Below are 14,539 nucleotides of genomic sequence, written 5' to 3'. Positions count from 1 at the left end.
TTCTCCATTCTAACAGATGTTATTAAACCAACCATAAAAATTCATCAACATTATCAAAGTCATATTGCTTAAGCATGGCAAATCCTAATCCAGAAGCACCGAGCATTAAACCGTTAAACTTATTTATGGTTTTCTTTTCAGATTCCCAGTTATCTTTAATACGATCAAATAATTGTTGAAACACGTTTATACACTTTGATTCCAACTGCAGATTATTCATTGTTTTAGCATAATACCTAATAATAGTAAGGGCCGATAAGTCTCCATGACAGTATGTAAGGTTATACCCGAAACTATTTTTTATTGTCAAGTCATATGCTAATTTAATTTCCATATCGAGCAATTCATCATGATAGCCAAATTCTCTCAATAAAAGTTTGCTTAAAAGTATTCCGGAAACACCATTGCACCAGTTATTGTCCATTTCACCTTTTTTAAGTGATGAGTGCCCTCCAGGCATTTCTGGGGCATAAAAAATATGCCGCTCATATGCTAAAATGCTCTGAAACAGCTCGAATATTTCGTTATTTGATGTAATTGTATATAATTTATATAGGTATGGGGAGAATCCTGCTGTTCCATGGGCAAACCCTGAACTGATCCGCTCTTTATCCAAGTTTATAACTTTGCCGTACTCAACTTTTACAAACTTATTCTTAAGGAATTCATATACTTTAATTGCCAGAGACAGTGATCTATTTTTAACTGTTTGATTATATGGCTTTTGATATATAGACAATAGTGCTGCCAAACAACCAATACCGCCACCTACTAAGTCATAATTTATATCATGGTAAATATTTTTATCAATTAAATCCAATACACTCTCAACAGCATGCGACAAGGATAAGTCTTTCGTCAAGAGAGCTATTTTATTAAGTGAGTATGCCAACCCACCCAGCCCCTTATAAGCTCCTATTGCACCTTTGTAATCTATCTCGTCACTATGGTTTACAATTTGAACTACAGGCTGAATTGTATCAATCGCATAGTTAAGATACTTCTCCAGCCCGCTGACTTTCCATAAATAAGTGAAAAAAAGTGCCACACCTGAATTCCCATCGTATAAATCCAAACCATCAACATCTTTGTTCCACTCTTCTGTATCAGTCATCAATGTCTGAGCACCTATGTATGCTCTATCAGCCCACCCATCATCGTTAATTCCACAAAAACTGCGTGAACATAAATATTCAGCTATTTGCTGCGATAATGTCAACCATTCATTGGGATTAACCTCAATGTTTTGTTTATAATTAAATTTAATACCAGTTATATCATCCTCCGGATCACGAACAAAAAAAGCATCTTTGATTAAACTAATTTGTGTTTTCATATCCTTTGTTGATAAATTTAACACCTTATCAACAAGCATTTCTGGAGTATTACGTTCGATAACATTAGGAAAGCATACATTTGGGTAGCCCTTCAAATCGTGTGATTTAAACCTGGTATAGAAATATGGAACTTGATTGCGGCAGAGCTCTGAAAGTTCAAATCTTTTAATATAAATATTATAGTAATCGTTAGCACCTATCTTAGAAAGCAATATTACACGGTGAATTGGATGCCTCATAAAATCAGGATGTGAAGCAATATTTAATAAACTTGTATATGTAACTGTAGACTTAAGTATTACTCTTATTTGACATTCTGAAAATAGCGACATAGTGTATGCAATCATCTCTGATTTGGCATTTTGTACAAACTTATAAAAAGCTTGAAATCCATATATTAAGTCATCCATAAACAATTTTGGATCCAGTGCTTCTCCTAAAAGTTTTGGAGAGTTTTTCTTTTGTTCTATAGATAAGTACTCATATGATAAGCACAAATTGTCTGATTGAGTATTTTTTAAAACCAGTGACTTAAGAATACTACTCTGATTTTTGCTTTCGCTTAATGCACCTACATCAACACTTTGAATTTTATTGTCTCTTTTAATTCGCACTCTGGTAGGAAGCAATCCGATTTTGGACACTGACTTGTTAATAAAGCTGTTTGCAGCTTGGAATCCACTATCTTTATTTCTAGCACTTTGAATCTTTACTTTAGGGTAAAACAAAGTTTCCAAGTCCACTAAAACAGGATCTTCTCCATGAGCAATTACATTTTCAAAATGTGCACTTACATCTCTTTCCGACATATCAATTACATTTGCACATTTTTATTCTACAATCGAAATACTAACCCCTATTTTATCAACACCTCCTGACTCATCCGAAAGTAAACAAACCGCTAAAAAGCTATGTGGAAATATAGAACTTAAAAATGTATATTTTAAATATAATTCCCATGGTCCACACATTATTGAAGATTTTTCACTAAAAATTTCAAGTGGTCAGCATATTGCCATAACTGGACCTACAGGGTGTGGAAAAAGCACTTTACTTCGACTTTTACTTGGATTTGAAGTCCCAGAAAGTGGGTCGGTTATATACGACAAAGTTAATATAAATGAGATAAGCTTGAAAAGCCTCAGGAAGCAGATCGGCACAGTATTGCAGGATGGGAAGCTATTGGTTGACAGTATTTTGGCAAACATCACATTTTTTGATCCTGATTTAACATTGGAGGACGCATGGGAAGCAGCTGAAATTGCAGGAATCGCAGACGATATACGCAGTATGCCAATGGGCATGTATACGGTAATAAGCGAAGGAGATGGCTCTATTTCCGGTGGGCAAAAACAAAGGATTTTAATTGCAAGAGCAATTGTTAGAAAGCCTAAAATTCTTTTTTTGGACGAAGCGACTTCTGCCCTTGACAATATTACACAGGAAATAATAACCCACTCTCTGGAAAAATTGGATTGTACGAAAATAGTAGTAGCACATCGGCTTTCTACTATTCGACAATGTGACAAAATTGTCATGATGGACAATGGTCGGATATTAGAAGAAGGAACGTATGACTCATTAATGAACAACAAAGGAATATTCTTTGATTTTGTATTACGGCAACAATCCAATAAAAACATAACTGAATTTAATATTTACTAAGGAGGAAGATATGAAAAAAATCTTTGCCTACGTTGGAAGTAAACAGGGGCATCATTCCTATACTTGGCAGCTTACAAATATTGTATTGGAGCAAGTGTCTTTGTTAGGTTCGGGAAGTATTCAGTATAAAATCTATTCTGCAGATGAAGTAAAGATAGAATTTTGTCAAGGGTGTAAGTGTTGCTTTATTGAAGGATTTTGTCCATATGATACATCCGATGCAATGGAATCAATAAAAAATGAAATCCTTCAGTCAGATTTAATATTACTTGCAAGTCCTGTTTATGCCCACAATGTATCCGGCCATATGAAAGTGTTTCTGGACAGAATTACTTATTGGATGCACCTTTTCCGCCTATTGGGAAAACTTGGAGTTACTATTTCAACTTCTGACTCCAATGGCAATGAATACGTCAACGGATACCTTAATAAATTTATGCAGTATTGCGGTGTGAATGTAATATCCAACTTTAAAGCGTTAAAAGCAGATGATACTGGAATCAATTTCGGAAACCTTGATATTGAATCACTAAGTAAACATATTTATTGTAATTTAATTTCTAACGAACCAACAATTGCTACTCCTATTCAAGAATCCTTGTTTAAAAGTTTAAAAAATCACTACCTGCTATTAGAAGAGAATAATATAAAAAGTGCCGAATATACATATTGGAAAGAACATAAATATTTAGAATGCGAAAGCTATAGTGAGCTTATTAAAAAAATTGGAAATCCAAAATTGTAAAGCAATACTCTAACAATATTAAAGAGAATTTTTTTGATGATTTGAGAAATAAGGCTAATAAAAACAACTAGCGATTGAGACTATTCTGAGATACAGCAATGACCGAATACCAAGCTTTTATATGAGATTGCTTAATTAAATAAAATTTATGCTCGAAAGCACTTTCATTATGTTTTATGCCTTGAGCGAAGTGAAAGGGAGGATATATTTATGAGTAAAAAGATATCTAATAAAAAAACTAACAATATGATTTTTTTATTACTGCCACTCTGTATAGTAATCGGTATTTTTATCGGTTTTTTTACAAATAGTTTTGTACTGTGGTTTTCAATTAGTGTTGCAATTGGATCTGCATTAGTGTTTATAAAAGGCAGTTCAAAGTAAGTATAAGACCGACAAACAGAAAGAAAAAGAATGTCACGCTTATGTTCTTATGGAAAGAATACAAGAAAGAGCATCCTGAAGGAATAATGTACACTAAACAACAAAATCTCCATGCACAAAAATATAAAGTTGGTGAAGAAGTCGAGGTTGATTGGGCTGTGGATACAATGTCTTTATAGATACCTGTACAGTTGAATTAAAGACGCTGTAAATAATTTTGTGTATGAAGCCTTTCAAACTCAATGATGGCTAAGTATTTCCAAAGTATTAACTCTCAAAAATTTAATGTTATATCTCAAATTATTGCCAGATTATTCTATTTTTATGCATTATTTAGATTAAATCTGGCAATAATTATTTAATAATGGTATTTCTATGCTTATACCTGTATTTTGAAGGTCTAGCCCGTCCGGCAATGAGGACGAGCCCTTCAGGGCGGTGGGGGCTTTGCTCTATGTTTTAAATATAGTTATCCAGTCTCCCATCGTACATAATCATTAATTGACTCATGACCTGATCCCAATTCCGGTATCGTTGAGTCCATTTTTTTATTACATTCATTGATGCCAAATAAAGCATCTTTTCAAGAGAAGTATCATAAGGAAAAACGGATTTTGTCTTAGTAACTTTTCTGAACTGCCGATGCAATCCTTCAATTATATTGGTTGTATATATTATTTTTCTTATCTGCTCTGGGAACTTGTAATATGGTGATAAAACTTCCCAATTGTTTTCCCAACTTTTAAATGCATATGGATAATCCTTGCCCCATTTGTTTTTCAGGTCTTCAAACCGGTTTAATGCTATTTCTTCACTGGGGCTTGTGTAGACAGTTTTAAAATCCTTTGAAAAAGCCTTCAAATCCTTATATGAAACATATTTAAATGAGTTTCTTAGTTGATGAATTATACACCTTTGAATTTCTGACTTTGGAAAAGCAGCTGCAATAGCTTCTTTGAGCCCTGTAAGTCCGTCCACACAGAATATGAGTACATCTTCTATACCTCTGTTTTTAAGGTCATTTAACACACCTAACCAGAACTTGGAGGATTCGTTCTCTCCAATCCATATTCCAAGGATATCTTTCTTACCTGAAATATCTACACCCATAACAACATAAGCAGCTCTATTTACTATTTGTCCATCAGTTCTTACCTTGTAATGGATAGCATCCATAAATACAAAAGGATAGATAGCCTCAAGGGGCCTACCTTGCCATTCTTTTATTTCAGGAAGGATTCTTTCAGTTATTTTACTAACCATTTCAGCAGAAATATCTATTCCATAAAGCGCTTTAACCTGATCGTGAATATCTCTGGTAGACATGCCTCGGGCATAAAGAGAAATCACCTTATCCTCAATTCCTGATACATCCCTTTTGTACTTGGGAACTATTTTAGGCTCAAATTCACCTTTTCTGTCCCTTGGAATATCAATCTGTACAGGACCGAATTCACTCTTTAGTTTTTTTGTTGAGTAACCGTTTCTACTGTTGTCGGTAATTTTATGTCTTGACTCATCTCGGGAATACCCAAGAGAAACATCCATTTCGACTTCAAGCATTTCCTGAAGAACATCTTTAAATACCTCCTTTAAAAAGGAGATTATTTCTCCGGGATTTTTAAAATCATTCTCCGCAATTATTTTCTGTACTAACTCTTTTGATAATACACTCATAAAAAATACTCCTCTCTGGTTAATACTTAAATTCTTTTAACCATAAAAGAGTATTTCCTATGTTTCATACACAAAATTATTTACAGCGTCAAAATCTTAAAAGTATACCTTCCACTACCCACCATTAATCCCATCAAAAAAGACCAACCCAAACGTTTTGTTTGAATTGGTCTTTAAAATTGTGACTATACATCTATTTTTCTACAAATCTCAGTTAACCTTAATATCAATAAAAGCCTTAACCTTGTATCCTATGGTACTATCCCCATCAACTGCCGCCAGCATCAGATGCTGGTTTGGAGCAATGGTTATAGCACTTCCTACAGTATATTCTGTTCCTGAAACTGTATCATCATAGCCAGGACGTATAAATTCTTCGTCTTGAACAGCTATAAGCCATTTAGTAGCCCCTGTAAATCCTGCAAATGACAGTTTTGTGAAGCTTACAGTTCCGGTTTCGGAATCATAGTCAGATAATGTGTAATTTGTGGTCTCCAAGAGTGTTTTCAGTTTATCTGAAGCAAATACTACTCGCTCATCCTGACCTGATGTCGGCAGCTTTGGTCCTGTTCCATCGGCATCTGCAACAACACTAAATACGTATTCTCCTCCTTGAGGTACCGTTTTATTCTTGAGCTTTACAACTATCTTCTGTCCCTTGCTCAAATTAAGATTTGTAAAAGACAGAGTTCTGACATTAAGTCTCTGGGATGAATTCAAGGTTACCTCTGCACCATTTCCTATCTTTACTGTATCAGATTCAAATGCAGGGAATCCTTCCGGCAGCCAGAAAGTAACTGTACCGTTTGAAAAATCATCATTTAAAGTATATGTTATTTCAAAGTCCTTAACTGTCGCTGCTTCACCTGTTGCAGGACTTATTTCCACACTTCCCGGAAGTGTAATATTACCCGGTGTCACATTTACGTCTATTCGTTTTATACCACTGGTAAAGCCAGAGTACTGTCCAGTTATGTATATTTTAGCGAATCCGGCTGCAATTGCTGTTATCACACCTTTATCAGTTACAGTGGCAACACTGCTATTTAGTGATACGAATCCTACTGTACTCTTATCAGGTGATACAGACAAGCCTAAGTCTTTATACAAGTCAATTGACTTCCCTTCCTGCAGAGTTATACTGTCATCAGCTGCACCCGATACACTAATATTAACACTTGGCAAGAAAGGATCATTCGGATCCCAACCGGATACATACTTATATGAGTAAAATGATGGTGTAATCCCCATTTTAACGTTGTTTGCATAGGAATATGCACTATTAATTTTACCATATCCAGTTATTTCAGCATCTGCCATAATAATAAGGTTTCCTATATACGAACCGCTCATCATGTTTATATATGAACCTTGGGAATTTGCATCCAACACTAAAGATGTTACAGTTCCATTTTTAAAGAAAATTTCAGTGGTACTTTCAATGTTTGCAGCATTGATTTCCGCTGAGCCGTCTAAGGTTATTTTATTCCCTTTGGCTTCTTTTGAAATATTCAAAGTCGTAACTTTTCCGCCCAAAAATTCAATTTGTTTTTTAATTACATCCGCATTAATGGTCTTAACCGTTCCAGACAAAAGAGAAAAAATTCCTTGACTTTCTTTGGTTATGCTAACATTATCAGCGTTACCGCTTAACTTAATATTCAAGTTACTGTCTTCAGCTAATATATTTTTGAAATCACCTTTGAGTATAGCATTCTGGCTTTCAAAGGCCCCATGCATGGCGGTAATATTTTCGAATCCGTCGCCGCTTGTCATGTAACCTTCCTCAAGGGTACATCCAGATTTTAAATATGCCTGCTTAATGGTTGTACTTCCAACCACTCTTATATATACGTTACCTTCACTTTTTTCAACGGTAAGAGTTTCACCTATCTGGGAATTCTTAATAAGTACTCCGTTGTTAGGCCCTCCACCTCTTACTATAAGCCTTCCTGACAACTTTACGCTTTCTAGAGTAATAACTTGGTCGCCTACACCCTCACCGATAATTAAATCTCCAGAAACGGAAATATTTCTTAAGGTAACAGCTCCAGCACTGATAAACAAATTTCCTGCAACATTAGTAGTTATGGCTCCCGACTTAAGCGCAATCTGCCCAACACATTTATCCAGCATAATTAATGCATCTTTTAGCTTTAGTACTCCTGTCGGTGCATACCTTCCAGCAGCGACCTCGGTAAGTCCCCCTTTTTCAATTACCGCAGCTAAATCATTTAACTGTTTCTTTTCAAGAGCCTTACCATCAGTTATCTTACTTAGTATTTTCTCGTTCTTAAGTTCAAGTCCAAAAACATATGCAGACATCTCTGCAGCCTCTACTCTGGTCATTAAAGAAAAGGGATAAAATTTAGTATTTTCCTTTGCTGAAATATATCCGCATGCCACAGCCTTTGCTATCTCCTGTCCATACCATGAATTCTTAGGTACGTCTATGAAATTTATGTCAGCCTTTTTTGATGACTTCAATATTGCGTTGAGCATTTTAATAAAGTCAATTTTCTCAATAGGCTTGTCTAAATCCAGACTTGAGTAGCTCTTATCCAAGACACCGTTATTTTTCCACTTGGTAAGCAATGAACCTGTGTAGTTAGAATATGATGCTCCCGTAGCTGCAAATGCAGACAAAGGGATAACCATAAAACATATTACTGCAAGCATCAAAGATATTTTATTTGCATATCGTTTCATTAACTTGCTCCTTCTCTTTATTTATTGATTACTCTGATTATATATTAATCCCTTATAGGACATTAGTGCGGCTTCTGCTCTTGTGACATTATTGGAGGGTTGTAAATAAACCTTTCCATTTATTTTTCTTCCCGAAATAATACCTGCCCCACATACAGCTGCTATATTTCTGGAAGATGCGTCCGAAATCGACTTAAAGTCAGCAAACTGCTTCAAAGTACTGCTGTCTTTTTGGGGTAATGGAGTTCCCTTTATTTTCAGAGCCAAAGCCAACATTACCGCTGCTTGTTCTCTTGTTATCAGCTTATCTGGATAAAGCTTGTTATATTTATCCTTGCTTATTATGCCGAAGTATTCTGCTGCCATAATTTCTTTATAATATTTATGTTTTGCAGTAACATCTGCAAACCTTCCTGCAACTGCTTTTTCCATACCAAGACTTCTAACAAGAATGGCACAGTATTCACCTCTGCTAATAGACTGATTAGGATTAAATCTATTGCTGGTAGAGTCAAATACATTTCTGCTTGCAAGGTTATTGATTGCCTCAACAGCCCAGCTTACAGACTTCAAATCACTATATGTATTATTCACCAATGTAGCTGTGGCAACTTCATTTGACGGGTTACTCTGAACCAAGCCCTTTACAGCTCTGATTCTGTATGTCATTGTTTTACCTGGTACTGCATCGTGATATATAAAAGTAGTCACATTGGAATCAACTCTGCCTATTTCCTTAAAAAGATATAACTGTTTTGCCTCTATAATGAATCCTTCTTCAGTAGAAGAATTGTCCTTCCACGTTAGTTTTACGTCATTAGTTGATATAACCGATGCTTGTAAATTGCTCGGTGCTTCCGGAGCATCCAATGACAACTGCACCTCATTGCTATAGCTGACAGCAGTTGACCTGTCAAAAGCCTTAATTCTGTAAAATGTAGGCTCTGTGCTACTAATCCATTTATCATTATATTTTGTTGTATTAGGTTCAAGCTGTGAAATCTGATACCACTGTGACAGTAGACCAATCTTTTTCTCTACTATGAATCCAGCCTCCATGCTACTGGTATCGTCCCATGTAAGTTCAACCTCTGTTTTGCTTATAATGTTAAATGACAAGTTCGCAGGAGGACTCAGAGGAGTTGTCAATGCACCTGCCTCATTTGAAAAATCGGAATACACTTCATTATCATTAATTTTCGCCCTTACCTTGTAAGAATAGTTTGATTGTGGAGATACATTCAAATCAATATAACTGTTTGCATTTCTCCCCATTGTGTCATACAATGTGTAGTCTGTTTCATTGGGAGCCTTTCTCCAGATTTCAAAGCCTGTTTCGTTTGTAGTCAAATCCTGCCATGACAAGCTAATTTTTTTACCATCTACACTGAAGGCTGTAAGCCATGAAGGAGGCTTTAGATATGTACTAGCTACATTTAGGACATCTGAATACTCAGAGCTAGTAACACCTGTTAATGCCTTGATTCTATAACTGTATATGGTATTTTCATGTGCAACGTTATCAATATAGCTAGTTGTATTCTGAGGTAAAACAGCAACTTCTATGAAATCACCTTCGTTTGCTGCTCTCCTTTCAATAATATATGCCGTTTCAAAAGATACATCCTGCCATTTAAGCTGTATTTTATATCCCGACAAAGCAAAACCAGACAGGTTTGACGGTCTAGGCAGCATTGAAACTGCACTGCTACCTTCATATTCATCAGGGTATGCAGAAGATTTTATATAATCCGTTGAATACGACCTGACCTTATAATAATACTTTATACCCGCAGCTATTGCTTTATCGCTATAGGTATTTTGACCTGCGGGCACTCTGGCTACTTCTGACCAGGAGGTGGAACCTTCCGTTCTTCTCTCTATTATGGTATTGCTTATTTTCCCTTCAGGATACGTCCATTTTAAATCTATCTGATTTGATGAAATAGTTGTTGTGGTCAATGAATCTGGCCTTGCAACTTCATCTGTACGGATTGAAATCTCATCAGTATACACATATGTTTTGTATTCTGAGTCCAGAACTTTTACCCTGTAAGTATAAATATGCCCTGGTTGAACCGAACTGTCTGTAAAAGTTGTAAGGTTTGCCGCAGAATATGATACTGTATAAAATATCCCGCCATCCTGACTGCGCTCCAAGTAATAATTTATCTCATTGGATAAATAGTCGTTCCAATTGAGGGTAACCACGTTTATGCTATGTATTACTGCGGTAATATTTGATTTTACTGTAGCAGCTGCAGTATTCAATACAACAAGACTTTGAATTAATATCGCTACTGCAAGTATTATTGCTAACTTAGAATTGTGTTTAATTTTGTGATATTTTTTTCCCCTGTTAGAAATCAAAACATATACCCCCAAGAATTTCTTTTATTATTTTTTATCGGCAATTTTAAGATTTGATTTTATAAGATTGTATATTTTGTAATGTTAATGTCACATTACAAAATAAAAAAGCTGTACACCAATTGATTAGTGTACAGCTTCCTATCAGCTATTATATTTTATTCAGCCGCAAATGTAACTGCTATTCGTTTACTTTCACGCTTACCTGAGTTAGTAACTGTGAAGTAGAAAGTTCCACCTGCTTGTCCAAGTTGAGATATTGTAATTACAACCTGTGACTGATTAGCTGCTACAGTTGAAGTAGCAATTGCTTTTCCACCTTCTTCAACATCATAAATATTAACTACATCTCCTGACGCTAAACCATATACAACAACCAGATCGTTTCCGGTATTATTAATAGCTAAGACTTTATCGGCATTAGGGTCAGAAGTTACTTCTTCTGCTGCATATGATACTTCTGTTCTTGTACTTTCCAGTTTACCTGCACTTGTTACTGTTACATATACCTTTCCAGCTTCTGTTCCTAACTGGGTTATGCTAACTGTAGCCTCTGTTTTTCCTGTTGCTACTGTTGCTGTTCCTAATGCTGTCTTTGTTGCTTCGTCTTTGTATACCTTTACTATATCTCCCGCGGTAAGTCCAGTTACTACTACAGTATCTGCTTTTCCTGCATTATTTGTTACTGTTACTACGTCAGCTTCTATTGCATCTGTTACTTCTTCTGCTTCGTATTCTTTTTCTACTCTTGTACTTTCTTTCTTACCTGGAGATGTTACTGTTACAAACACACTTCCTTCTTCTACCCCAAGCTGTTGGATTGTTACTGTAGCTTCTGTTTTTCCTGTTGCTACTGTTGCTGTTCCCAATGTTGTTGTTACTGTTCCATCTCTGTATACCTTTACTACATCTCCTGCTTCAAGTCCAGTTACTACTACAGTATCTGCTTTTCCTGTTACGTTGTTTTTTACTGTAATATTATCTGCCTCAGGTGCTGTAGTTGTTGCTTCTTCTGCATATGATACTTCTGTTCTTGTACTTTCCAGTTTACCTGCACTTGTTACTGTTACATATACCTTTCCAGCTTCTGTTCCTAACTGGGTTATGCTAACTGTAGCCTCTGTTTTTCCTGTTGCTACTGTTGCTGTTCCTAATGCTGTCTTTGTTGTTTCGTCTTTGTATACCTTTACTATATCTCCCGCGGTAAGTCCAGTTACTACTACAGTATCTGCTTTTCCTGCATTATTTGTTACTGTTACTACGTCAGCTTCTATTGCATCTGTTACTTCTTCTGCTTCGTATTCTTTTTCTACTCTTGTACTTTCTTTCTTACCTGGAGATGTTACTGTTACAAACACACTTCCTTCTTCTACCCCAAGCTGTTGGATTGTTACTGTAGCTTCTGTTTTTCCTGTTGCTACTGTTGCTGTTCCCAATGTTGTTGTTACTGTTCCATCTCTGTATACCTTTACTACATCTCCTGCTTCAAGTCCAGTTACTACTACAGTATCTGCTTTTCCTGTTACGTTGTTTTTTACTGTAATATTATCTGCCTCAGGTGCTGTAGTTGTTGCTTCTTCTGCATATGATACTTCTGTTCTTGTACTTTCCAGTTTACCTGCACTTGTTACTGTTACATATACCTTTCCAGCTTCTGTTCCTAACTGGGTTATGCTAACTGTAGCCTCTGTTTTTCCTGTTGCTACTGTTGCTGTTCCTAATGCTGTCTTTGTTGTTTCGTCTTTGTATACCTTTACTATATCTCCTGCGGTAAGTCCAGTTACTACTACAGTATCTGCTTTTCCTGCATTATTTGTTACTGTTACTACGTCAGCTTCTATTGCATCTGTTACTTCTTCTGCTTCGTATTCTTTTTCCACTCTTGTACTTTCTTTCTTACCTGGAGATGTTACTGTTACAAACACACTTCCTTCGTCTGCTCCAAGCTGTTGGATTGTTACTGTAGCTTCTGTTTTTCCTGTTGCTACTGTTGCTGTTCCCAATGTTGTTGTTACTGTTCCATCTCTGTATACCTTTACTACATCTCCTGCTTCAAGTCCAGTTACTACTACAGTATCTGATTTTCCTGTTACGTTGTTTTTTACTGTAATATTATCTGCCTCAGGTGCTGTAGTTGTTGCTTCTTCTGCATATGATACTTCTGTTCTTGTACTTTCCAATTTACCTGCACTTGTTACTGTTACATATACCTTTCCAGCTTCTGTTCCTAACTGGGTTATGCTAACTGTAGCCTCTGTTTTTCCTGTTGCTACTGTTGCTGTTCCTAATGCTGTCTTTGTTGTTTCGTCTTTGTATACCTTTACTATATCTCCCGCGGTAAGTCCAGTTACTACTACAGTATCTGCTTTTCCTGCATTATTTGTTACTGTTACTACGTCAGCTTCTATTGCATCTGTTACTTCTTCTGCTTCGTATTCTTTTTCTACTCTTGTACTTTCTTTCTTACCTAGGGATGTTAGTGATACAAACACACTTCCTTCTTCTACTCCAAGCTGTTGGATTGTTACTGTAGCTTCTGTTTTTCCTGATGCTACTGTTGCTGTTCCCAATGTTGTTGTTACTGTTTCATCCCTGTATACTTTTACTACATCTCCTGCTTCAAGTCCAGTTACTACTACAGTATCTGATTTTCCTGTTACGTTGTTTTTTACTGTAATATTATCTGCCTCAGGTGCTGTAGTTGTTGCTTCTTCTGCATATGATACTTCTGTTCTTGTACTTTCCAATTTACCTGCACTTGTTACTGTTACATATACCTTTCCAGCTTCTGTTCCTAACTGGGTTATGCTAACTGTAGCCTCTGTTTTTCCTGTTGCTACTGTTGCTGTTCCTAATGCTGTCTTTGTTGTTTCGTCTTTGTATACCTTTACTATATCTCCCGCGGTAAGTCCAGTTACTACTACAGTATCTGCTTTTCCTGCATTATTTGTTACTGTTACTACGTCAGCTTCTATTGCATCTGTTACTTCTTCTGCTTCGTATTCTTTTTCTACTCTTGTACTTTCTTTCTTACCTGGAGATGTTACTGTTACAAACACACTTCCTTCTTCTACTCCAAGCTGTTGGATTGTTACTGTAGCTTCTGTTTTTCCTGATGCTACTGTTGCTGTTCCCAATGTTGTTGTTACTGTTTCATCCCTGTATACTTTTACTACATCTCCTGCTTCAAGTCCAGTTACTACTACAGTATCTGATTTTCCTGTTACGTTGTTTTTTACTGTAATATTATCTGCCTCAGGTGCTGTAGTTGTTGCTTCAGCTATGTATGCTTTTTCAACCTTATCGCTCTCCAAACTACCAACATTAGTTACTGATACATACACAACACCTGCTTCAGTACCTATTTGAGGAATACTTACTATAACTTCTGTCTTCCCTGACAATACAGTTGCAGTACCTATTTGTGTTTTTGGGCTATATACTCTTACTACGTCACCTGCTGATAATGATGTTACTTTAACGGTATCAGCTATACCAGCATTGTTGGTTACTGTAATATTTGCTTCATCAGGCTTTGGTGATATACCATCGGCTAATGCTACATTTGTTGTTGATAAAAATAAAGCTGCTGCAACCAAAATACTTTGAACTCTAAACTTAGATTTCATACCATTTAACCTCCTTGTTAATG

Annotated in this window: 9 protein-coding genes; 4 read left to right on the top strand and 5 right to left on the bottom strand. The window is 36.1% G+C overall.

Features of this window, described 5'->3' with window-relative positions; all coding sequences use genetic code 11:
- Positions 1-22: 22 nt before the first annotated feature.
- On the bottom strand, positions 23-2,146 hold the full coding sequence (locus K412_RS0109925; RefSeq protein ID WP_024832967.1) for a type 2 lanthipeptide synthetase LanM family protein: 2,124 nt from the start codon (positions 2,144-2,146) through the stop codon (positions 23-25).
- On the opposite strand from K412_RS0109925, the gene K412_RS21820 reads away from it, so the two are divergent.
- The 4 genes from K412_RS21820 (at position 2,106) to K412_RS22310 (ending at position 4,310) form a co-directional block, all read left to right on the top strand.
- On the top strand, positions 2,106-3,002 hold the full coding sequence (locus K412_RS21820; RefSeq protein WP_081741752.1) for an ATP-binding cassette domain-containing protein: 897 nt from the start codon (positions 2,106-2,108) through the stop codon (positions 3,000-3,002). The genes K412_RS0109925 and K412_RS21820 overlap by 41 nt on opposite strands.
- 10 nt (positions 3,003-3,012) lie before the next feature.
- Positions 3,013-3,747 (top strand): flavodoxin family protein, encoded by a 735-nt coding sequence (locus tag K412_RS0109915; protein WP_024832965.1) that lies wholly within the window; start codon positions 3,013-3,015, stop codon positions 3,745-3,747.
- 210 nt (positions 3,748-3,957) lie between these two features.
- Positions 3,958-4,131: a septum formation initiator gene (locus K412_RS22170; RefSeq protein ID WP_117385195.1), complete on the top strand. Its 174-nt coding sequence runs from the start codon at positions 3,958-3,960 to the stop codon at positions 4,129-4,131.
- A gap of 41 nt (positions 4,132-4,172) precedes the next feature.
- Entirely contained in the window at positions 4,173-4,310 is a 138-nt protein-coding gene (locus K412_RS22310) for a hypothetical protein (protein ID WP_157833820.1), read from the top strand.
- Between the two features lie 280 nt (positions 4,311-4,590).
- Here the strand turns inward: K412_RS22310 and K412_RS0109900 are convergent, their stop codons facing one another.
- The 4 genes from K412_RS0109900 to K412_RS22515 form a co-directional block, all read right to left on the bottom strand.
- Positions 4,591-5,808: an IS256 family transposase gene (locus tag K412_RS0109900; protein WP_024832964.1), complete on the bottom strand. Its 1,218-nt coding sequence runs from the start codon at positions 5,806-5,808 to the stop codon at positions 4,591-4,593.
- Between the two features lie 210 nt (positions 5,809-6,018).
- Complete coding sequence (locus K412_RS0109895) at positions 6,019-8,517, bottom strand: BslA/BslB family hydrophobin (protein ID WP_024832963.1); 2,499 nt, start codon at positions 8,515-8,517, stop codon at positions 6,019-6,021.
- 21 nt (positions 8,518-8,538) lie between these two features.
- Complete coding sequence (locus K412_RS0109890) at positions 8,539-10,887, bottom strand: S-layer homology domain-containing protein (RefSeq protein WP_024832962.1); 2,349 nt, start codon at positions 10,885-10,887, stop codon at positions 8,539-8,541.
- A gap of 158 nt (positions 10,888-11,045) precedes the next feature.
- Positions 11,046-14,516, bottom strand: coding sequence for a hypothetical protein (locus tag K412_RS22515; RefSeq protein WP_024832961.1), 3,471 nt, complete (start codon positions 14,514-14,516; stop codon positions 11,046-11,048).
- Between the last annotated feature and the right edge of the window lie 23 nt (positions 14,517-14,539).

It is taken from the genome of Ruminiclostridium josui JCM 17888 (genome assembly GCF_000526495.1).
GTDB classification, from domain to species: Bacteria; Bacillota; Clostridia; order Acetivibrionales; family DSM-1351; genus Ruminiclostridium; species Ruminiclostridium josui.
Note: the sequence above shows the minus strand (reverse complement) of the source record. Positions and strands in the feature narration are given on the sequence as shown.